Below are 21,005 nucleotides of genomic sequence, written 5' to 3' on the forward strand. Positions count from 1 at the left end.
TTGATAAATCCTCGCTTCGGCGGGGATTATTTTGGCCTTTTTTTATCCATGGTTTCGCCATTCTTTTGCAAAGAAAGGTGACTTACTTTTCTTTGCTCACACAAAGAAAAGTAAGCAAAAGAAAGTGTGCTCCGGCATTGGCATACATGAAGCCAACCTCAAGCGCACAAAAGTCGCGCTTGAACGCGTTCGAGTTCCAATTAATGCCACGCTATCTACGCCACGACCTACAAGCGCTTGGTTTTGTGCTTTTTCCTGAGGTTGTTCTCATGCCAATAACGGGGGCTGGAGGCTCCAGCGTTGAATCAGCTATGAGTTTGTATATTTCTTGTTGGCCTTCGAGCGCGCTGGGCGAGAGTAACTTTGTTACAGCGGAGATTATGCATGATTACTTCAAACTATATCCGGCCCTCCTGAAATGAAAAATGCTCCTAAACCCCAATTCCCCAACTTTTTAAGTTGGCTATCTCCCTGCTCCCTTGCATAATAAACCGCAAGTTTTATCAGACCGCGATACCCATGCGCTTTGTCACCCCAATACTGCTGATTTTGTTCTTGCTGCTGCAATACCGACTTTGGTTCGGTCGCAATAGCATGCCAGATTATGTGGTACTCAAAGAGCGTGTGGCGGAGCAACAGATCACCAACGAAAAGCTACAACGGCGCAATGCACTGTTGTATGAAGAGATTGATGATCTAAAAAGTGGTCTTGATGCGGTCGAAGAGCGTGCTCGCAATGAGCTAGGGCTAATCAAACAAGATGAAGTGTTCTACCAAACCTACCAAGATCTGGAGGAACCAGATTCATGAGTAGTGCCGCCAATTTGGTGGCTGTCATTCCTGCTGCGGGCGTTGGCTCGCGAATGCAGTCTGATTGTCCAAAACAGTACCTCACCATCGATAATCAACCCGTGCTTTGGCATAGTGTTTGTCGATTATTAGCGCATCCGCTCGTTTCTCAGGCTGTTGTCGCGGTGTCCTCGGTAGATCCTTACATTGCTGACATTCAGTGGCCTGAGGGGAAGCCGGTTCATATCGTTGAAGGCGGTAAAGAACGGGCCGATTCTGTCTTAGCGGGAATTCGTTACGCGACCTCTCAATGCCAAGCGGATTGGGTATTGGTGCATGATGCGGCACGCCCTTGTTTACGCCCCGCAGACTTAAACAACTTGATTGATAGCCTCTTGGCAGCTGACCAAGGTGGTATTCTGGCGGTGCCTGTGCGGGATACGATGAAACGAGCTGGCATTAACCGTGTGATTAGTGAAACAGTTGATCGAAATGCGCTATGGCATGCTCAAACACCACAACTATTTCCTGCTCAGGCGCTAGAACAAGCGTTGACCCAAGCGTTAGCTGCCGGAGCTAATATTACCGACGAAGCTTCTGCACTTGAATGGCTTGGTGAACAACCACTGTTGGTTGAAGGCCATGCTGACAATATTAAAATTACTCATCCCGAAGACTTAGCGCTGGCGCGCTTTTACCTTTCTCAAGACGTGATTCAGGAGCTTGCATGATTCGTATCGGCCACGGTTTTGACGTGCATAAATTTGGCGGCGAAGGCCCAGTAATTATCGGCGGCGTAGCCATTGATTACGAACAAGGGCTATTAGCCCATTCCGATGGCGATGTACTGCTACACGCCATTAGTGATGCGATTTTAGGTGCCATGGCTCTCGGTGATATTGGCCACCATTTCCCGGATACCGATGATCAATTTAAAGGCGCAGACAGTCGCGAATTACTGCGTCAGTGCTTTGCTCAAGCAGAGCAAAGCGGTTATGTAATCGGTAATCTTGATGCCACCATTATTGCTCAAGCGCCAAAAATGGCGCCCCATATTAAGCAGATGAAGCAACATCTCTCAGAAGATCTTAAGTGTGGTTTGAATCAAGTGAACGTCAAAGCGACCACGACAGAAAAGCTCGGTTATACCGGCCGCAAAGAAGGCATTTCAGCCCACGCAGTTGTTCTACTGCAACGCTAATGAAACCTAAATGACAGAATATTCATTGAATAAATTGGCGTATCGCTTTGGTCAGCCAACCGAAACGGCTGCCATTCGACAACAGCCAGAGCACTTTAAGGTGCAAGAGCTGATCAGAGTCGAGCCAGACGGCACTGGCGAACACCTTTGGCTAAACATCCGTAAACGGGGCATGAACACCCAGTTTTTGATGAAGCAGGTGGCGCGTTGGGCTGGTGTTTCCGAGCGCAATGTTAGCCACGCTGGCCTCAAAGATCGTCATGCAGTGACTGAGCAATGGTTGTCGGTTCAACTACCGGGTAAGCCAGATCCCGATATTAGGGAGTTGGAAAACGACGATATTCAGGTGATTGCTGCACATCGCCACTCGCAGAAATTGCGCTCAGCAGTGCTACTAGCCAATCGATTTGAGTTGTTGTTGACCAACGTGAGTGATCCACAAGCCGTGGTTGAACGCTGGCAACAAGTGAGCCGCGGCGTGCCGAACTATTTTGGTGAACAGCGCTTTGGACACAGTTTTGGCAATATCGACAAAGCGAAACAAGTCTTTGCCGGCAAGCGTGTAAAACGCCATTTGCAAAGCTTGTTTTTGTCCGCTGCTCGTTCTTGGCTGTTTAATTGCATGATTAGCCAACGCTTGGAGCAAGGCCAGTTCGAGACCTTAATTGCTGGCGACATGTTGATGCTCGCGGGGAGTCGCAGTCATTTTCAGAACCAAGGCGAAGCGGATTTACCTGAACGTTTGGCATCAGGCGATGTACAACTTTCAGCGCCGTTGTGGGGCGAAGGTTATGAAAAACTAGAAGGTGAATACCTAGCCCTTGCGCAGTCGGTGGCTAATTCCGAGCCCGAACTTGCCGAAGGCTTGGTAAAACAACGTGTAAAAATGGCACTGCGGCCTATTTTACTGAAGCCAGAGCATGGCCGTATTGACCTTGTAGGCAAGGATGTCAAAATCAGTTTTGTGTTACCGTCTGGTTCTTTCGCGACCAGTGTTCTTAGAGAATTAGTGTCCTATCAGGATGCATCAGGGAGTGTTCATGCAGATCTTGGTGAGTAACGATGACGGTGTACATGCACCGGGCATCGCTGCGCTGCAGCAAGCGCTTTCCGAATTAGCGGATGTGATCGTTGTTGCACCCGACCGCAATTGCAGCGGCGCGTCCAACTCGTTAACGCTAGAAAACCCATTGCGTACACAAACATTTGCCAATGGCTATATTTCTGTCAAAGGCACGCCGACCGATTGTGTTCATCTGGCCATTAATGAATTGCTGGCCGAGTTACCCGACTTGGTGGTCAGTGGCATTAATGCCGGTGCCAACCTTGGTGATGATGTGATTTATTCTGGCACCGTGGCGGCCGCGACCGAAGGACGGTTTCTAGGGTTGCCTGCGGTTGCTGTTTCTCAATGTGCGCGTGAGCCACAGCATTATGACGCGGCAGCAAAAGTTGCTGCGCAGGTGGTATCTCATCTTCTCAAATGTCCGCTTGAATCAGACCAAATCCTCAATGTGAATGTGCCTGACTTACCGTTCGAGAAAATTAAAGGAATTAAGGTGACTCGACTGGGCAGCCGTCATCGAGCTGAACACATGATCCGGACGACGGATCCCGGCGGCCGCGAAATTTTTTGGCTTGGTCCGCCAGGTGAAAAAGCAGATGCAGGTGAAGGCACCGATTTTGATGCCATAGAACAAGGCTATGTATCGATTACACCATTGAAAGTCGATTTAACCGCTCACCGCCAGCTACCAGCCTTAACTTACTGGGCCAGCAAACTCGTATTGGAAACATGAAAGAATTGAATGCTATGTCACGTAGCGGCTTGCGGCTGGCTACGTTATTGCAAGAGCAAGGAATTGCCGATCAGCAGGTGTTAAAGGCGATTGCGGCCACGCCGCGTGAGCACTTTGTCGAGTCGGTACTAGGCCATAAGGCCTATGAAAATACTGCGTTGCCCATTGGCCAAGGGCAAACTATATCGCAGCCCTACATCGTGGCACGTATGACCGAGCTGCTGATGAAAATCTCGCCGACAACGGTGCTTGAAATAGGCACCGGCTCGGGTTATCAGACAGCAATTTTAGCCATGCTGGGGCTGAAGGTCTTTAGTGTTGAACGAATTCGCTCGTTGCAATGGCAAGCTCGGCGCCGTTTAAGTAAGCTCGATCTCCACGGCGTTTCAATGCGTCATGGCGATGGTTGGCAAGGCTGGGAAACTAAAGGCCCATTTGATGTTATTTTAGTAACCGCCGCTGCGCCGGTTGTACCTGAGGCTCTAAAAATGCAATTAAACATTGGCGGTCGGCTGGTGATCCCTGTTGGTGAAGCACAGCAGCAGCTGATGGTGATCGATCGCCATGAGCAAGGTTTTTCTGAACAAGTTGTAGAGGCTGTTCGTTTTGTTCCATTAGTGCCCGGAGATTTGGCATGAAGATTTTCACAGGGATGTATGATTGGGTGATGACGAAAGTTAAGCACCGCCATGCACCTACTTATTTAGCTGTACTCAGTTTTACCGAATCCGTTATTTTTCCCATTCCTCCCGATGTCATGTTGGCGCCAATGTCGCTGGCACAAACAGCAAAAGCTTGGCGTTATGCCATGATCACTACCATTGCTTCGATCATTGGTGGAGCCTTTGGCTATTTGTTGGGGTATTTACTGTTTGATCCCGTTGTTATGCCCATGCTCGAAACCATGGGTAAAGTAGACAAGTTCAACCATGTTGTGGCGTGGTTTGAGCAATATGGCATTTGGGTGGTGTTTGTCGCAGGCTTTTCGCCGATCCCTTATAAGTTATTTACGGTCAGCGCAGGCTTACTGAGCATGGCCTTCTTACCATTTATGCTGGCTTCTGCGGTCGGCCGTGGCATGCGTTTCTTTCTGGTTGCCGCATTGATGGTTTGGGGCGGTGAGCCGATGGAACGCAAATTACGACAATATGTTGAAGTGCTAGGTTGGTTGGTTGTAGCGGCAGCAGTCATCCTGTACTTATTTCTTAGGCATTAAGAAAGGGCTGGGTGGCGTTGTTGCATCTTAAAAAAGCCATAATAAATCTATGGTTACTGGTGCTTTTGGGGCTTATCGGTTGTGCTGGGCAACCGCAAAATCCTGCGCCTGTGAGATCAGTCACAAAAGATTACTCCGACTACAATCGTGCAACAATTAGTGGAAAAAGTTACCAAGTTAAAGCCGGTGACACGCTTTATTCTATTGCGTGGGCGAGTGGAGTTGACCACAAAAAACTGATACAGATCAATAAAATAAAATCGCCTTTTGTCATCCATCCAGGGCAGGTTTTGAGTTTAAAGTGTTCTTCAACTAGCTCATCTTCAAGTAATAAAATTGTAGCGAGTTCAAATAGTTCAGCTCACCAACAAAATAAAATCGACAGCGGTCATAAAAATCCCGTTGACTCGACTAAGGCGCAGGGATATCGTCAAGTCAAGGCTGGTCAAGAAAGAAGCAGTACGGCTCAGACCAATCCGCGCCCATATGGACGTGTAAAGCAATGGCTTTGGCCCACTAAGGGGACCCTGTCGGGGCGTTTTTCGACAGCAAACCTTGGTTCAAAAGGCATTGATATATCAGGTAAATTTGGTCAGGCCATAACCGCTTCTGCAGACGGTAAAGTCGTTTATGCAGGTTCTGGATTGCGTGGTTATGGTGAGCTTATCATCATCAAACATTCCGACGACTTTCTCAGTGCTTACGCTCATAACAGCGCCATCCGTGTCGCTGAAGGACAATGGGTTAAGGCCGGTCAGTTGATTGCCAATATGGGAAGTACGGGCACCGACGCAGTGAAGCTTCACTTTGAGATTCGTTTTAAAGGTAAGCCAGTCGATCCGTTGAAATATTTGCCTAAATAGGGCGGTCTTTTGGAGCAAGCAAGCTCCGTATGCAGGAAAGCACAGAATAATATATAGGGATATACGGTTGGGAGATCGAGTATGACTCAAGAAGCACAAGCCATAGATTTGGAAAAAGCCGACAGCGCGTTTGAAGAAAAAGCCACCAAACGTAGAAATTCCAAAGGCAGAGAGTCGCTATTAAGCGACCAAGTCACACAGCAAGACCTACAAAAAAACTTAGACGCGACTCAGTTGTATCTCAGTGAAATTGGCTTTTCGCCATTGCTCACTGCGGCTGAAGAAGTCTTTTTCGCTCGCCGAGCCCTAAAGGGTGATGAGCGTGCACGTAAACGAATGATTGAGAGCAACCTGCGTTTGGTTGTGAAAATTGCTCGCCGTTATAACAATCGCGGTTTGACCCTGCTGGACTTAATTGAAGAAGGCAACTTAGGGTTAATCCGAGCAGTTGAGAAGTTTGATCCCGAACGCGGTTTCCGTTTCTCAACGTATGCGACTTGGTGGATTCGACAAACCATCGAGCGCGCCATTATGAATCAGACGCGAACCATTCGGTTGCCGATTCATGTGGTGAAGGAACTCAATGTTTATCTGCGTACTGCGCGTGAATTGGCCCAAAGTCTCGATCATGAGCCAACGGCCGAAGAAATTGCGATGAAGCTTGATAAGCCAGTTGAAGATGTTAGTCGAATGCTGCGCTTGAACGAGAAAATCAGTTCCGTAGATACGCCAATTGGTGGTGGAAATGACAAAGCCTTGTTGGATGTCATCGCCGATGAAACTGAATCTGGCCCTGAGGAAAAGCTACAAGACTCAGATATGCAGCGTAACATTGTCCGCTGGCTAGAAGATTTGAATCCGAAACAGCGTGAAGTGTTAGCCCGACGTTTTGGTCTGCTTGGTTATGAGCCTTCAACATTAGAAGATGTTGGTTCTGAAATTGGATTGACGCGTGAACGGGTTCGCCAAATTCAAGTGGAAGCACTCCGCCGACTCCGTGACGTACTCACCAAAAATGGTTTGTCCGTGGAATCATTGTTCAAAGCGGACTAATTACACGGCAACAACGAGCACTCGTTATTCACTACGAGTGAAGCATTAAAAAGGGAGCTTAGCTCCCTTTTTTGTTGCGAGAATGTTAAACCACCGTAACAACCATATCGCCAGCAATTCGCTCTAAATCTTCGGCTAGCTTTTCACCGTTATGGCCGTTTGGCACTTTCAATTTCAAGCGAGCCGTAAACACGCTGCGGCCGAGTTCGGCAATGCCAACCCGCTGGCAGTCCATATCAACCAATTCGACACACTCATTATCGAGCATTTGAGTAATTTCATTGACCAAGCCTGCACGATCATTCGCATCGACGACCATTTCCATCAGGGTGCTGGGTGCAGTCTCAATGTCGCCGTCAGAAAACACCACGCACATGGCGGGCTCTGCGCTAAAAATGTCTTTTAACGGCTGCACTTGCGTTTCGGGCAGAGCAATTTTTATCAGCGCTGAAATTTGGTCGTCTAGATGATTCACTTTGCTGGTTAGCCATTTGCCACCCACTTCATGGGTTTTCTCCGCTAAATCTTTCAGTAAGCCAGGTCGGTTCTTCCCCATTAAGGAAGCAATAAACATCGCACTCATAAGCCGCTCTTTTTAATTTGTTGTTAAAAGACTATGTGGTTTACGCCACCCAATTGGTCGACCAAAGCAATCTTCAAAAGACCCTTTGAACGATGTGGTTAGCACAAACTCACTATGGTTGAAGTGCCTTGATGACTTATTGATCACAATCAATTAACAAAATCGCAACCTATATAAAGTGCCTGTAACAAAATTAATTTGGAGATAACAAATGAAGAATCGCTGGCTCATAGCCGCATCGGCGGTAGGTGTTCATGCTTCGATTGGCTCTGTGTATGCTTTCAGCGTATTTAAAAAGCCATTGGGACAGTTAATTGAGACTGCAACCAACAATGAAATTGCCATGACATTCAGTTTGGCCATTTTCTTTTTGGGGATGGCTGCGGCCATCATGGGGCACTTTGTTGAAAAACATGGCCCACGCAAAGCCGGTCTTTTATCTGCCACTTTCTTCGGTGGCGGTTTGTTAGTTGCTGGTCTTGGTGCCGCAATGGAAAACCTCTATATCATCTGGCTCGGTTACGGCGTGCTTGGTGGTATTGGCTTGGGGATTGGCTATATTACGCCGGTTTCAACCTTGGTTAAGTGGTTCCCTGACCGCCGAGGATTGGCAACTGGTTTAGCCATCATGGGCTTTGGTTTTGGTGCCATGATCGGCGCTCCTATCTTCAACTACATCATTGAATCGTTCGGTGTGGCAAATAACGGTATTGCTAACACTTGGTTCATTATGGGAGTGGTTTACATTGTCATCATGATGTCGTCTGCGCTGTATCTTGAGCGGCCTCCAGAAGGTTGGATGCCGGCGCATATGAAAGAAGCGATTGACTCTGGTAAACAGAAAAAAGTTGAAGATTTATCGCAGCAGACGGCCAATGAAGCGGTGAAAACCGGTCCATTCTGGGGCTTGTGGGTGATGATGTTTATCAATATCTCTTGTGGTATTGGGGTGATTTATTCCGCATCGCCACTGGCACAAGAAAGTATTGGCTTGAGTCCCGCAGAAGCCGCTGCCGTTGTCGGTTTAATGTCGCTGTTCAATGGTCTAGGCCGAATTGGTTGGGCATCGTTTTCTGACGTCTTAGGACGCGGTCAAACATACATGACCTTCTTCCTGATTCAGATTGTTGCCTTTTTGCTGCTGCCAAATATCACCAGCGTACTGTTGTTCCAAATCGTGCTGTACACCATCCTGACTTGCTACGGTGGCGGTTTTGCTACATTGCCTGCCTTCATTGGTGATCTGTTCGGTACCAAAGAGTTAGGTGCGATTCATGGATATGTATTAACGGCTTGGGCGGCGGCTGGTTTGGCTGGTCCGCAAATCAATGCTTACTTGCATACCTTGACCGGCTCGTATGAGACCACGCTATATATCTTTGGTGGTGCCTTTATTGTTGCACTGGCCACGTCTTTAATGATGATTAGCTACATTAAGAAAGCACGTGCAGCCAAAGACGGAGAGACCGCTGAAGGTGAAGTCGTAACGGCTTAAATTCATCTCTGTGGCTATAAAAAAGCCGCCAATAGGCGGCTTTTTTGTGCCTAGCGATTCAGGCGTTATGCGCTTGTTTATGACTCCCGAATATTACGTTTTCGTAAGTGCAGCTTGGCAATTCGTTTACTCAAATTGTAAATGCGCTTCAGCGAATCCACCCATTCCATTTCCAATCGGAACACTTGAAGCCGTTTATCGTCTTGTTCAACCAAACGTTCGGCTTGGTGTTCGAGCACGGCTTCGAGCAATGAATTGAGCTCTCGCTTGGCTCTTAGTACGCGGCTTGCCATTTCTCGGTCGTTGCGGCGTACAGCATTAACACAATCGAGCAGCGCCTGATTGACCCGCTCTTGAATGGTATCTAAGGCGTTACGCATTTTGGGGCTTACAACGATATTGTGATTCAAGGCGTTATAGGTGAGCGGCAACATGGTATCGACCACCAAATCGGCAACACTTTCGAGTTGATCAGTAATACCAATAAGTTGGATCTGGCGGGCACTTTGTTGATCGGATAGGGGTTCGAGTCTTAGCCTGCCGAGATAAGAGAGAATGGCACCATGGAGACGGTCGACATCTTCTTCCATGTCGTCAATTTGTTTGAGCTGAGCCCGCATTTGGTCCTGTTCATCACTACTTATGCCGCTGATGGTCAGTGGCGGTAACATATTCACCATGTTGCAAACGCGACGGCCAACTCGGCCAAGTTCCAGTTGAGCTTGATCCAATGCTAAATCTGGCGTCTCCAGCAAATCATCTGATAAATACTTGGTACGAATCGATTTCTTTTCGGCCAAGGGTTGATGTGGCACGACTTTGCGAGCAAACCAAACAAATAGCCCAGCAAAGGGCAGCATCACAATGGTATTCAATAAGTTAAATAGAGTGTTGGCGTTGGCAATCTGGCGCGGGATTTCTGCTGCTTGCCGCGCGAGGCCGTCAAGATTGCTATGCACGGGTGAAATGGCAATGGCTGTCTCGCTCAAGAGCGTTAACATCGGAATCCAAATAATGACGCCAATAAGGTTAAAGCTCACGTGTACCGTTGCTGCTTGGACAGCTTCTCTGGGTTTGCCGATTGCCGCCAGCATCGCCGTAACGCAGGTACCAATATTGGCGCCCATGGCAAGCGCAATGCCCGTTTCTAGTGGAATCAGACCCTGCCCAGCTAGCACAATCACAATACCTGTGGTCGCCGACGAAGATTGGACTAAGGCGGTAAAAGCTGCCGATAGCGCAATGGCGATGAATACGTTGTCCATGTGGGCCATGGCTTGAATAAATGGCTCATAGCTGCGCAGGGGCGCCATGGCATCGCCCATCATATTCATACCCAGGAAGATCAAACCGAGGCCAAACAACATATCGCCGTAGTGACGAATAGATTCCTTCTTGGCAGTAAATTGTAGAAGAAAGCCAACAGCAATCATCACCATGGCTGTTTTGGTCACTTTAAAGGCAATGATTTGGGCAGTGACAGTTGTGCCGATGTTGGCGCCCATAATGACGCCAACGGCCTGTGTGAGTGACATCAAGCCGGCAGAAATGAAACTTACCAATAACACGGTGGTGACTGATGACGATTGAATGATGGCAGTAATGCCGGTTCCGGTAATCGTCGCCATCACGCGGTTAGTGGTTAACTTGGCCAACAGGGTTCGCATGCGATCGCCAGCGGCGCGCTTCAGTGCGGATGACATGGTTTCCAAGCCAAACAGAAATAGCGCCAAGCCGCCAAATAAGCCCATGAGCATTGGCCCGTAATCTATCTCATTCGGTGATTGAGAAGCCGCAAGCGCCTCGGGAATGGCCATGAATAATAGCGTGGTCATTACCACCATGATGAACGATCCAACGCGTTTGGGGTTGGCTGCTGTTACGGATAGCAGGCGAGGTTGAGCCATGCGTCACTCCAGATTGAAAACAAAACAATGTTTAATTGATCGTCGCTGGCGCCATAAAGTCGAATGACGAGGTCACATTTTTGCAATAAATCATAAAGTTAAGTGGTTAAGAGAAGTTATTGAGGCTTTACTTTTTGTTTCGCTCGCAATTTATGTAACATAGATCACACTTTTGCTGTTTCTCGCCGCGTTGTTTCTCGTGGTCAACATTTTTGATGATGACCAAGTAAGGTCGCTCAGACGCAGGTTCAGCACGTTAAACGCAGTCGCATTTAGGCGTATTTATGGCTTATTTTTCTCCTCCATCAACGCGCTCGCCATGGTTTATCACGGCGGTTAAGGCCAGCTTCCTCACAGCTGTGTTTTTGATGCTTGGTTGGCTGCAAGAAAATTTGGTCATGATGAGCGCCATGTCGATGGGCGTGTCAGCGGCAGCTCTGTCGGATCACCCCAGCCAATACGCTAAACGGGCCACAGCCTTGTTTGCCATGCTAATTTGTTTTGGCTCGGCCTCTTTCTCTGTGGTGTTACTGTTTCAGTTACCTTGGCTATTTGCCATCGCGCTTGCCATTTCTACCTATTTGCTGTTAATGGCTGCGGCGTTCGGCACTCGGTTGGGGCGCATTTGCTTTGGTGCGCTAAATACTGCCGTATTTACCATGCTCAGTTACAACCATCATGCTGAGCCTCTATGGTTGCCGCTGATGCTGGTTGGTGGCTCCGTCTGCTATTTCATTTTGTCATCGCTAGTGCACTGGTTCATTCCGAATTTTAATTTGGAGCATGATAGTCGCCAGCTGTTTTCAACATTGGCGAAATATCAGTTACTCAAAGCCCGCTTTTTTGATGACGGAACCGATCCTGCTGAATTGCGTTTGCGGCTGGCAAAACTCGGTGCGCAAGCTTCTGCTGCATTAGCTAATGTCCGTCAGCAATTGATTGTGAGGCAACAGCAGGATGCCACGGCTAATCGTCAGTCTGGTTATCTGGAGCAGTTTTTCAAAGCCCAGCTGCTATTAGAGCGGCTCAGCTCATCCCATTTGCTCTATCAAGAATTACGCGTGGAGTTGGCCGACACCTCATTACCTGCACGGATTCAGCGAGTGATGGTTGGCTTATCAAAACGGATGCTTCGCCAACCGCGATACCGCCAGCAACTGAGTTACAGCATGAATGATGCCGTTGAAAATGAATTGACGGCATTAAGTGACAGCATCGAACGATTAGCGGCGCGGCAAGTATTTAGCCAACAATGTGCCAGCCAGCTGAACTATTTGCTAACGAACTTGCGCAAGGTGTGTGAATTAACAGAGCGGCAAACGCCATTTCCTAACCCTGACTTCTTATTTTCTGAGCAGCACAAACTTAATTGGAAAGATTACGGCCGACTTTGTTTAAGCCGAAAAACGCCCTTGTTTCGCCACGCTACGCGCGTTTCGCTCTGTATGCTTGTTGGTTACGGCATTGTTCAGTTGCTGCCAGCCGATAGCCAAAACTATTGGCTGTTACTCACCGTGCTGTTCATTACCAAGCCGACTTTTTCGGAAACCAAGCAGCGGCTTTGGCAGCGTATTGTGGGAACGGTTGCCGGTATTGCGTTAGCAACCGCTTTGTATTGGCTCGCATTGCCTGACGTCAGCTTAATTGTGATTGCCGTATTGGCTAAGTTTGTGTTCTTTTGGTATCTGCAACAGCGTTACTCCATTGCGGTTGGTTGTGTGTCTGTGTACGTGGCGATTTTGCTGCAGTTTTACGGCCTTGATGCCGAAGCGCTGTTCGCCAAGCGGATTTTAATTACCGTTGGTGCCGCTGGCTTAGTCTTTTTGGCACTGCGTTACCTATGGCCTGATTGGCTGCAACAACGCTCTCGTGCTGTCATTGCCGCCAGTCTGCACGCGATTAAAGACTACCAAAGTGCCATCTTTAGCCAGTATTTGAGTCAGCAACACCATGAAGATGAAACCTATCGTCTAGCGCGTTTTCACGCTCATGTTACGGAAGCATCGCTGGTTGAACATTGGCAAGCGTTGTTGGCGGAGCCTCGCTCAAAGCAGTCGGAAGCATCAACGTTGTATCTGCTGACGGGGCGTTTACATGCTTATCTTTCTTATTTGTCGGCGTTGGCATCCCATCGCGGCACAATTACTTCGGCGACCGCTTTGCCATTGGTTGAACGAATTGGTGAGCGGCTTAGTGAACAACTGAATCAACTGGAAGCGGCCTTGGCAAATCAGCCTTTGCTCGGCGAGCATGGCGAGCATCAAGAGCTTTCAAGTTATTTGTCGAAGCTAACTCCGAATTTGCAGGGGCAGGATTTAATGGTGACCTTCCAGCTATTACGCCTGAATGAGAACATTCAACAGATCCGGCAATTGCTGTTAGCGCAAACCGACTGGCAATTAGCCTCACCCATCGATAAGCCGGATTAAAACCAATCCAACACAGGTCAAATTTCAACATGTTTAAGGTTGATTTGTGTAAGCGCTTACATGAGTATTCACTTATTGGGACACATAGAGAACTAATTGTGCAACGCATTCGGTTTTGGAACGGCAACAAGTCGAAAGTTCGGCAACAGCATGAATTGCGGGTGATGGAAGAGCTTACGCAGCTATGGCAAAGAGAATCTTTGCAAAGCGAATCCTGGCAGGTGGAGCACGACAGCACCGATCTCCCTCAAGCTGAGCAAGAAGGCGATGTTCTCAATGGCTCGGCAGACGCTTTAGTGACGGTGGCGGGCAATACCAAGTTTGCCGGCCAAGCCAAAATTACCATTGATGTACCGATTGCGAATGGCTTGCTTGGGCAACGCATTCTGATTGTTAAAAAAGAGCGCTTGGCTGAATTTAGCGCCATTACCGAGCTGGCTGATCTTCAGCGCTTGCGCATTGGGATCCCGGCAACGTGGGTGGATGCAGGGCTGTTTCGAAGCAATGGTTGTGCGGTGGTTGAGCGTGGCTGCTTTGATGAGTTATTCGAACGGTTAAGTCGCGATGAATTTGATTATGTGGCGTTGGGCGCCAATGAGATTCTCGATGTCTACCAGTCCATGGTTAAGCCTGCGGATCAATTAGTCATTGAGCCAAATCTGATGCTGTATTACCCCTTTCCGCTGATATTTTATGTCGCCTCCGAGCAGCTTCATCTTGCCGAGAAGATTCATTCTGGCCTGAAAACCCTTCAAGGCAACGGCCGCCTTGATGCATGTTTTAATGATTTTTATGGGCATGCAGTGGCGCAACTAAATCTTCAGCATAGACGAGTTATTCGTCTTCAAAACCCCTTTCTCAACGGCACGCTGAGTCATTACCAATCCCCATTGCTACCGGCTGATTCCGCACCGTAAATTCTCCGTTGCAGTGCTTCGTCCTAATGAGCGTTAGCAGGCGGTTTACAGCAGATTTGGGAGTGGCACAATCAACGCCATGCAGGCCTGCCGTGGTGAGACTATACTCGGCGGGCTAAGGTCGGCCCCGGAGGCCAACCATTCCTTCTGATCTAACAAGAGACAACACCAAATGATCCGTATTTCCAGTCATTTTGATGGTGGCAACATTGAGTGCCGCGACAGCTCAGACCCACAGCATATTTCACTGAATATTCGCGAAGATGGCGCTGCTGATTTTTCGCAGTGGTTTTATTTCCGATTGTCGGGAGCCGCTAATGTTGCATGCCGCTTAGTGATTGAAAATGCGGCGAGCTGCTCTTATGTCGAAGGGTGGGATGACTACCGAGTGGTTGCGTCATACGATCGGGAAAACTGGTTTCGTGTGAATAGCCGATACGAAGATGGAAAACTCATCATCGAGCACGAGCCAGAGCTTAACAGTCTGTATTTTGCCTATTTCGCGCCTTATTCAATGGAACGCCATCATGATCTGATTGCGTGGGCTGCTGACAGTGGTGATTGCGAAGTCGATGTTTTGGGGCAGACCGTTGATGGCCGCGATATGGACATGCTGACCATTGGTGATGAGCGCGAAGGCAAACTGAAATACTGGGTTATTGCTCGTCAACACCCTGGCGAAACAATGGCTGAATGGTGGATGGAAGGCTTCATCAGTCGTGTGCTTGATAAGTCCGATCCGATTGGCCGAGAAATGTTGGAGCGAGCAACTTTTTACATCGTGCCGAACATGAATCCAGATGGTTCATTTCGCGGTCATTTACGCTCGAATGCGGCGGGGGCGAACCTTAACCGCGAATGGCAAACGCCAACCCTTGAGCGCAGCCCTGAAGTTTATCACGTGCTAGAAAAAATGAAGCAAACCGGTGTCGATCTGTGTTTTGACGTGCATGGCGATGAAGCCTTACCGTACAACTTTATTGCTGGTGCTGAAGGTATTCCAAGCTGGAACGAGCACAAACAGTCTCAATTGGATCGGTTTAAGGCTGAATTGGTCAAAGCGAGCCCAGATTTTCAAACCAAGTTTGGCTATGACGTTGATGAACCTGGCCAAGCCAATATGACGGTTTGTACTAACAACATTGCTGAGCGCTTTGATTGCTTGGCCATGACGTTGGAAATGCCATTCAAAGATACTGTCGATACACCGGACTATGAACAGGGCTGGTCGCCAGAGCGTTGTATGCGTTTGGGTGAAGCGAGCCTTAATGCAATGTATCAATACACCATAGCTTAACGGTTTTGGTGAGTGAAACAGCGCCAACACAGGCGCTGTTTTCTTACCTATATGAGCAATGAAAAGAGCGCAGTTTTTGCGCTCGTTAACTCTGTTTAAAGTAGATTACCTGATGGAGCTAGAGGTAGCTGCGTAAGTGTTCCAGTGCGTCGCTCACCATGCATTGCTCTAAGTATTGACTCAGATCGTCATCTTCAGAAGTTAAGCATTGAGGCGCCAGCGCTTCTACTTTATCCATTAACGCCGATAACTGTTCAGGGCTAGCATCAGCTAAAGGCAACTCACTAATATCGCTAATCGCCGTTAGTTGAGCGTCTTGATTGGCTAAACCAAAGAAGCAGCTTAACCAAGCATTAAGCTGATTCGGATCGGCTTTCATTCTTATCGCAATGTGACTCATTAGATCGCCCAGCCAGCGTGGCGATTGTTGCACTGCAACTTGTTGCCAATCATTCCACAATGCCTGCTGCTCAATTGTTTGAAATAACTCAGCTGGCGTTGGCGTCTCTAAGCTAGTGTCGTTCGCAACAACTTGAACTTGCACATGGCCTTCGCCATCTGGGTGGCAAATGATCTCCGGTGCTTGGTATTGCAATAGTTGCTCAATCGTATCCATAAGCATCACTCGTGCCGCTATATTGGAAAAATAGTAGCAATAGATTTGCCATTGAACTGCGCACTAGCTCACTGCTCCGACTCGATTAAGGGAATTACTTGCCGATTGTTTCGAGTAACTTGACCATTTGTGCACCCAATTTGTATGCCGACACCGGGTTTTGCCGGGTTACCAACGCTGAGGCGCAGCAGGTTTGTTGGCCAAAATAGTGTCGATTTGTTCCATGACCTGCGGCGTTAATTTATCGGCGTGGCTGACCGCTTGCAGGTTGTCTTGCAATTGTGCCAATTTGGATACGCCAAGAATAATGCTGCTGACCTGTGGATTTGCCAAACACCAATTGAGTGCCAAGTGATGCAGAGGCAGCTCTAAGGATTGGGCCAATTCATCGAGCTGCTTAATCTGCGCCAGCTTGTTGTCTTCACCCATTAGCATGTCGCGTAACCATTCATAGCCGGGCAGCGCGAGACGGCTATCATCTGGAATGCCATTTAAATATTTACCGGTTAGCAAGCCACTAGCGAGTGGTGAGAAGCTTGTGATCCCAAGTCCAGTTAATGAATAGAGCGGTGCGAATTCGCCCTCAACTTTGTCACGCGTGAGCATGTTGTACTGTGGTTGCTCCATCACAGGAGCAATTAGGTTTTCAGCTTTGGCGACGGCCCAAGCTTCAGTGATTTGCTGCGCATTCCACTCGGAGGTACCCCAATACATCACTTTGCCTTGGCTTACCAAATCGTGCATGGCGCGCACGGTTTCATAAATTGGTGTATCGATGTCGGGGCGATGGCAGTAGTACAAGTCTAAGTAGTCGACTTGCAGGCGCGACAGGGCTGCGTGGCACGCATCAAATACGTGCTTACGGCTCAGCCCGCGTTGGGTTGGTTTTTCTCCACCCCAAAACACTTTACTCGACACCACAAAGCTATCTCTACTCCAACCGAGGTCGGCAATGGCTTGACCCATCAAACGCTCAGCCTCGCCCGCTTCATAACCTTCTGCATTGTCAAAGAAGTTAATACCAGCATCGTAGGCGTGCGCCATGATGGCTTTGGCATCAGCTAAATCCACTTGTTGACCAAAAGTGACCCAAGAGCCAAGGCTAAGCTCGCTTACTTGCAGGCCGCTGCGGCCTAGTCGTCGGTATTGCATTGGATACTCCATTGTGAGCAAGAATGAACAAAGGTGAGCGTTGTACTGAATGGCACTCATTATAGGTGTTGATCAGGTTGGAAAAAGCGATGTAGCTAAAAAGACAGTTTGATATACCAACCAATGGTTTGTTGTTAATGGTTTATTATCAAATAATAGAGTGGATTCATGAAAGCTGAGGACTTAACGATTGGCCAAATCACATAAGCGGATAGAGCGGCTTTTACTGTTTTCGAAGGTTGCCGAACACCTTAGCTTTTCAAAAGCAGCGGATGAATTAGATATTTCTCGTAGTTACTTATCGCAGCAGATCAGCCAAGTAGAATCCGAACTTAAAACGCAGTTGTTGATTCGTTCTACCCGAAAAGTTCGGTTAACCACTGAAGGGCAAAAGGTGTTGCGGCAAATGCTCGACATTAATCGCACATTGCTGGATATCGAGCGAGATCTCAGCCATAGCGATCAATCCGTCAGTGGCGTGTTACGCATCACCGCTCCTGCATTTTTTGGTTCGGCGTATCTGATGCAAATTTGCAATTCGTTTCGCCAGCAATATCCGCAAGTTGAATTCGAAATTGATGTTGGCAATCACTTAGAAGATCTTGCCAAGCGCAATTACGATCTGGCTATCCGAGTTACTGAGCAACCGCCGGAGAATATGATTGCGCGCCAACTCACCTGTTACGAGCATTGGATTTGCGCTAGCGATGAATACTTGGCGAGAGCTGGCATACCAGAGCAGCCGGCTGATTTACGCCATCATCAATGCTTATCGCATCCAGATTGGCGTAATTGGGTGTTACATCGAATCGTCAAAGGGCACGATGAGGTGAGTGATATTGCCACCCATGGGGGCTTTGCTGTCAATGACTATGGCGTGTTGGTAGAAGCTTGTTTAGCCGGTAATGGGTTGGTGCGAGCGCCGCAGCATCTACTAGAGCCGCATGTTGCGGCTGGCCGGTTACAGCGATTGTTTCAAAACTATCAGATTGAGTCGCGCCACGTTTGGCTGGTCTACCCGCAACGTATTGAACACTCCACTCGAATGAAGCTGTTTATTGCTCATCTGTTGGCGCAGTTTGAGTCATCGCCGACTTAAACTGAGTTTGATTATTGTTGTCGCGGCTGGCACGAATCAACTCATCGCCACCAAACGTTGAGTTGGATTTGGCCAACCGGTCGTACAGTACAACATTCACGGTGGCGGCAAGGTTCAAACAACCGATGGTGGGCACGTAAGTGACTCGGTCAGCACGATCGATCATTGGTTGTGGTATTGAACCATCTTCGGGGCCAAACACATAAATAGCGTTCGCTGGGTGTTCAAATTCAGGCAAAGCTGTTGCCCCTTCAACCAAATCAACGCAAACCACTGCAGTATTTGGCGGCAAGGTTGTCAGCAAATCATCAACGCTAGCAATGTCAAAATGGGCGGCGGCATTTTTTGTATCGGTATGAAATTTGGCACCACGTTCCCAACGCTGACCAGTATAGCGAATGGCATCGGCCTTATAACACTGCGCGGCGCGTAACACAGCTCCAACGTTGGTGGCACTTTTGGGATTGAGCAAGCCAATGGTGACATGCGTTTGGTTGGTGGTTGTCGTCATGGGAACGAGCGTCTCGGTTATACCGTGTTGCGAATTAGGCGCGGAATTGTACATTGCGCACTATCCTAGCAACAAGTCGCTGGCGAAATATGGCGTAGCTCAATAATGATGTTCACGGTTAAAGCTATGCTGGCCCTATCAATGCTGAACCACTAAGAACTGAATGAACCGCTTACTGCTGTCTTTTCGTGTCATCGCCATATTGTCGATTTTCATCAGCCCTGTGAGTTGGAGTGCGTCAATATTGCACCAACAGCAAAGCGTCAGCCGGGATTTCACTTACCTTAGTTTTCATGATGATGGCAACGACAATGCAGGGCCCTATGTGCGCGCCGACATCGTCGGTGGCGAGCACATGAGTTATGTTTATGTGGCTGGTTTTGCCGGCCAAGCCTATCGCATTGAGTTCAAGTCGCTTGATGGCGATGCTTCTGCAGTTGTTCATGGTGCTGGTGTGCGGATAGAGCGCCATGCCGATGACATCTCGGCTTGGTGGTGACGGCCCATGTTGAGACAGACCATAGCTGGATTGAAGTCGCAATGTCAGCCATGACGGTTGGCAACTATCAATTAACCATTGCCAAGGAGATTGACCATGTCAGCAACAACGAGCGTTAAACTGACGGAAGCTGAAGTGCTGGCATTGCAGGATGCCATTGAAGCGGCATTCATGGAATTGAGATTCCGCGGGTGCGATGACAACCACAAAATGTTGAAGCAACTTAGTGCGGCCCGTAGCGCCTTACTTGATGCACGCTCACGCTCGGCGAATTAGCAACACACAGAAGCCGAGCAGCCTGCTGTTTTAACTGCCATTTCTTGTCTGACAAATGTTGCAACTTAGAGTTATTGAACTAATCTCTGCGGATGCATTGATTTGTAGCTATATGTTGTAGAACTAAGGATAAGTGAATGGAAAATTACGTTGAACAGGGTGTGACGCTTGCTATGGCCTATCTGCCCAAAGTGTTGCTCGCCATTGTCTTTTTGTGGGTTGGCTGGTGGGCCATTAAAAAAGTTTTGGGCCTAACTGATTTGGCGATGAGCAAAAAAGATGTAGAGCCATCGTTACGCGGCTTTTTGACGAGCGTTCTTGGCGCCTTGCTTAAAGTCGCTTTGGTGATTTCAGTTGCCACCATGGTTGGCATTGAAATGACGGCCTTTATTGCGGTGTTGGGTGCTGCTGGCTTGGCAGTTGGTATGGCCTTGTCTGGCACGTTGCAGAACTTTGCTGGTGGCGTAATCATCTTACTGTTCAAGCCTTACAAAGTGGGTGATGTGATTGAAGCACAAGGATTTATTGGTTCGGTATCCGATATCCAAATTTTTGTCACTATCCTCAAAACGCCAGATAACAAAACCATCATCATTCCTAACGCGCCTCTGTCTACGGGATCGCTGGTGAATTATTCCATTGAGAAAACCCGCCGAGTCGACTTTGTGTTTGGTATTGGTTATGGCGATGACATCGATGAAGCACGAGCTGTGATCCAAGGGATTGTCGATGCCGATGAGCGTGTGATGAGCGATCCTGAGCCGTTTATCAAAGTGGGCGAATTAGCCGATTCGTCGGTGAATTTTACCGTGCGTTTATGGGTCAACTCGGAAGATTATTGGGGTGTGCATTTCGACACCATTGAAGCGGTTAAGAAATCCTTTGATAGCAAAGGCGTTTCGATTCCGTTTCCGCAACAAGATGTGTACCTGCATAAAGTTGAAAATCAGTAAATTCAGCTGAATACAAAAAAAGCCACCTGCAACCAGGTGGCTTTTTTATTTGGCAGAATGACTATAGGCGCGCTTCGGAAATATGAATTTCGACATAGCGTTCGGCCAATTCAAATGATCCGAAACATTCAACAATGCGCTCAATCGCATCAACACGTTCTTGCGGTTTGCTAAAATCGTTAGCTGTTTGGAGCCAGCTATAAACCAGAGGAGGGGAGATGTTCACTGAAAATCCTTTTCGTTATCGTTGCTCAAATCCCTTGAGTCGAGATTGCTAATATAACTGATTTAATTGATATAAATAAGTGATGTAAAACAGGTTTAGAGCTATGACTTTAATCGCTTAGTGG

General features: G+C 48.1%; 24 protein-coding genes. 18 read left to right on the plus strand and 6 right to left on the minus strand.

The features are described from left to right. Positions 1–519 precede the first annotated feature (519 nt). The 9 genes from ftsB (at position 520) to rpoS (ending at position 6,921) form a co-directional block, all read left to right on the plus strand. Positions 520–810 (plus strand): cell division protein FtsB, encoded by a 291-nt coding sequence (gene ftsB, locus K0504_RS00970; RefSeq protein ID WP_220102270.1) that lies wholly within the window; start codon positions 520–522, stop codon positions 808–810. Then, positions 807–1,520: a 2-C-methyl-D-erythritol 4-phosphate cytidylyltransferase gene (ispD, locus tag K0504_RS00975; RefSeq protein WP_220102271.1), complete on the plus strand. Its 714-nt coding sequence runs from the start codon at positions 807–809 to the stop codon at positions 1,518–1,520. The genes ftsB and ispD overlap by 4 nt, the downstream gene beginning before the upstream one ends. Continuing rightward, complete coding sequence (gene ispF, locus K0504_RS00980; protein ID WP_220102272.1) at positions 1,517–1,990, plus strand: 2-C-methyl-D-erythritol 2,4-cyclodiphosphate synthase; 474 nt, start codon at positions 1,517–1,519, stop codon at positions 1,988–1,990. The genes ispD and ispF overlap by 4 nt, the downstream gene beginning before the upstream one ends. Positions 1,991–2,000: 10 nt before the next feature. Next, complete coding sequence (gene truD, locus K0504_RS00985; RefSeq protein WP_220102273.1) at positions 2,001–3,050, plus strand: tRNA pseudouridine(13) synthase TruD; 1,050 nt, start codon at positions 2,001–2,003, stop codon at positions 3,048–3,050. Further along, on the plus strand, positions 3,031–3,789 hold the full coding sequence (gene surE / locus K0504_RS00990) for a 5'/3'-nucleotidase SurE (protein ID WP_220102274.1): 759 nt from the start codon (positions 3,031–3,033) through the stop codon (positions 3,787–3,789). The genes truD and surE overlap by 20 nt, the downstream gene beginning before the upstream one ends. Continuing rightward, positions 3,786–4,427 (plus strand): protein-L-isoaspartate(D-aspartate) O-methyltransferase, encoded by a 642-nt coding sequence (locus K0504_RS00995; protein ID WP_404822977.1) that lies wholly within the window; start codon positions 3,786–3,788, stop codon positions 4,425–4,427. The genes surE and K0504_RS00995 overlap by 4 nt, the downstream gene beginning before the upstream one ends. Next, complete coding sequence (locus tag K0504_RS01000; RefSeq protein ID WP_220102275.1) at positions 4,424–5,005, plus strand: YqaA family protein; 582 nt, start codon at positions 4,424–4,426, stop codon at positions 5,003–5,005. The genes K0504_RS00995 and K0504_RS01000 overlap by 4 nt, the downstream gene beginning before the upstream one ends. Positions 5,006–5,016: 11 nt before the next feature. After that, positions 5,017–5,868, plus strand: coding sequence for a peptidoglycan DD-metalloendopeptidase family protein (locus tag K0504_RS01005; RefSeq protein WP_318837905.1), 852 nt, complete (start codon positions 5,017–5,019; stop codon positions 5,866–5,868). Positions 5,869–5,949: 81 nt separating this feature from the next. After that, the gene (rpoS, locus tag K0504_RS01010; RefSeq protein WP_220102276.1) at positions 5,950–6,921 is read left to right on the plus strand and encodes an RNA polymerase sigma factor RpoS; all 972 of its coding nucleotides are present in this window, start codon (positions 5,950–5,952) and stop codon (positions 6,919–6,921) included. A gap of 85 nt (positions 6,922–7,006) precedes the next feature. On the opposite strand, the gene K0504_RS01015 is transcribed toward rpoS, so the two are convergent. Beyond that, positions 7,007–7,504: a glycine cleavage system protein R gene (locus tag K0504_RS01015; RefSeq protein ID WP_220102277.1), complete on the minus strand. Its 498-nt coding sequence runs from the start codon at positions 7,502–7,504 to the stop codon at positions 7,007–7,009. Positions 7,505–7,715: 211 nt separating this feature from the next. Between K0504_RS01015 and K0504_RS01020 the strand changes: the two genes are divergently transcribed. Then, positions 7,716–8,999: an L-lactate MFS transporter gene (locus K0504_RS01020; RefSeq protein WP_220102278.1), complete on the plus strand. Its 1,284-nt coding sequence runs from the start codon at positions 7,716–7,718 to the stop codon at positions 8,997–8,999. Between the two features lie 77 nt (positions 9,000–9,076). Here the strand turns inward: K0504_RS01020 and K0504_RS01025 are convergent, their stop codons facing one another. After that, entirely contained in the window at positions 9,077–10,906 is a 1,830-nt protein-coding gene (locus K0504_RS01025; protein ID WP_220102279.1) for a Na/Pi cotransporter family protein, read from the minus strand. A 284-nt stretch (positions 10,907–11,190) separates the two neighbouring features. Between K0504_RS01025 and K0504_RS01030 the strand changes: the two genes are divergently transcribed. From K0504_RS01030 to K0504_RS01040, 3 genes are all read left to right on the plus strand, one after another. Next, positions 11,191–13,335: an FUSC family membrane protein gene (locus K0504_RS01030; protein WP_220102280.1), complete on the plus strand. Its 2,145-nt coding sequence runs from the start codon at positions 11,191–11,193 to the stop codon at positions 13,333–13,335. Positions 13,336–13,433: 98 nt separating this feature from the next. After that, a complete protein-coding gene (locus K0504_RS01035; protein ID WP_220102281.1) occupies positions 13,434–14,252 on the plus strand; it encodes a hypothetical protein in 819 nt (272 codons plus the stop codon). Positions 14,253–14,427: 175 nt separating this feature from the next. Beyond that, positions 14,428–15,549 (plus strand): M14 family metallopeptidase, encoded by a 1,122-nt coding sequence (locus tag K0504_RS01040; protein ID WP_220102439.1) that lies wholly within the window; start codon positions 14,428–14,430, stop codon positions 15,547–15,549. A 118-nt stretch (positions 15,550–15,667) separates the two neighbouring features. Here the strand turns inward: K0504_RS01040 and K0504_RS01045 are convergent, their stop codons facing one another. Further along, positions 15,668–16,165, minus strand: a complete 498-nt coding sequence (locus K0504_RS01045) for a hypothetical protein (protein ID WP_220102282.1) — start codon at positions 16,163–16,165, stop codon at positions 15,668–15,670. A gap of 168 nt (positions 16,166–16,333) precedes the next feature. After that, entirely contained in the window at positions 16,334–17,317 is a 984-nt protein-coding gene (locus K0504_RS01050) for a potassium channel beta subunit family protein (protein WP_220102283.1), read from the minus strand. Between the two features lie 190 nt (positions 17,318–17,507). On the opposite strand from K0504_RS01050, the gene K0504_RS01055 reads away from it, so the two are divergent. Continuing rightward, positions 17,508–18,416, plus strand: coding sequence for a LysR family transcriptional regulator (locus tag K0504_RS01055; RefSeq protein ID WP_220102284.1), 909 nt, complete (start codon positions 17,508–17,510; stop codon positions 18,414–18,416). Here K0504_RS01055 and K0504_RS01060 read toward each other — a convergent pair. After that, the gene (locus K0504_RS01060; RefSeq protein ID WP_220102440.1) at positions 18,373–18,927 is read right to left on the minus strand and encodes an RNA methyltransferase; all 555 of its coding nucleotides are present in this window, start codon (positions 18,925–18,927) and stop codon (positions 18,373–18,375) included. The genes K0504_RS01055 and K0504_RS01060 overlap by 44 nt on opposite strands. Positions 18,928–19,090: 163 nt before the next feature. On the opposite strand from K0504_RS01060, the gene K0504_RS01065 reads away from it, so the two are divergent. The 4 genes from K0504_RS01065 (at position 19,091) to K0504_RS01075 (ending at position 20,655) form a co-directional block, all read left to right on the plus strand. After that, a complete protein-coding gene (locus K0504_RS01065; protein ID WP_220102285.1) occupies positions 19,091–19,426 on the plus strand; it encodes a hypothetical protein in 336 nt (111 codons plus the stop codon). Continuing rightward, positions 19,423–19,545 carry a hypothetical protein gene (locus K0504_RS18460; protein ID WP_264082950.1) on the plus strand — a complete coding sequence of 41 codons (123 nt, stop codon included), beginning with the start codon at positions 19,423–19,425 and terminating at the stop codon, positions 19,543–19,545. Before K0504_RS01065 ends, K0504_RS18460 begins: the two co-directional genes overlap by 4 nt. Further along, the gene (locus K0504_RS01070; protein WP_220102286.1) at positions 19,523–19,702 is read left to right on the plus strand and encodes a hypothetical protein; all 180 of its coding nucleotides are present in this window, start codon (positions 19,523–19,525) and stop codon (positions 19,700–19,702) included. Before K0504_RS18460 ends, K0504_RS01070 begins: the two co-directional genes overlap by 23 nt. A 137-nt stretch (positions 19,703–19,839) precedes the next feature. Continuing rightward, entirely contained in the window at positions 19,840–20,655 is an 816-nt protein-coding gene (locus K0504_RS01075; RefSeq protein ID WP_220102287.1) for a mechanosensitive ion channel family protein, read from the plus strand. A 61-nt stretch (positions 20,656–20,716) separates the two neighbouring features. Here K0504_RS01075 and K0504_RS01080 read toward each other — a convergent pair whose 3' ends face one another. Continuing rightward, on the minus strand, positions 20,717–20,881 hold the full coding sequence (locus K0504_RS01080; RefSeq protein WP_220102288.1) for a hypothetical protein: 165 nt from the start codon (positions 20,879–20,881) through the stop codon (positions 20,717–20,719). Positions 20,882–21,005 lie beyond the last annotated feature (124 nt).

The organism is Neiella holothuriorum (assembly GCF_019457915.1).
GTDB classification, from domain to species: domain Bacteria; phylum Pseudomonadota; class Gammaproteobacteria; order Enterobacterales; family Neiellaceae; genus Neiella; species Neiella holothuriorum.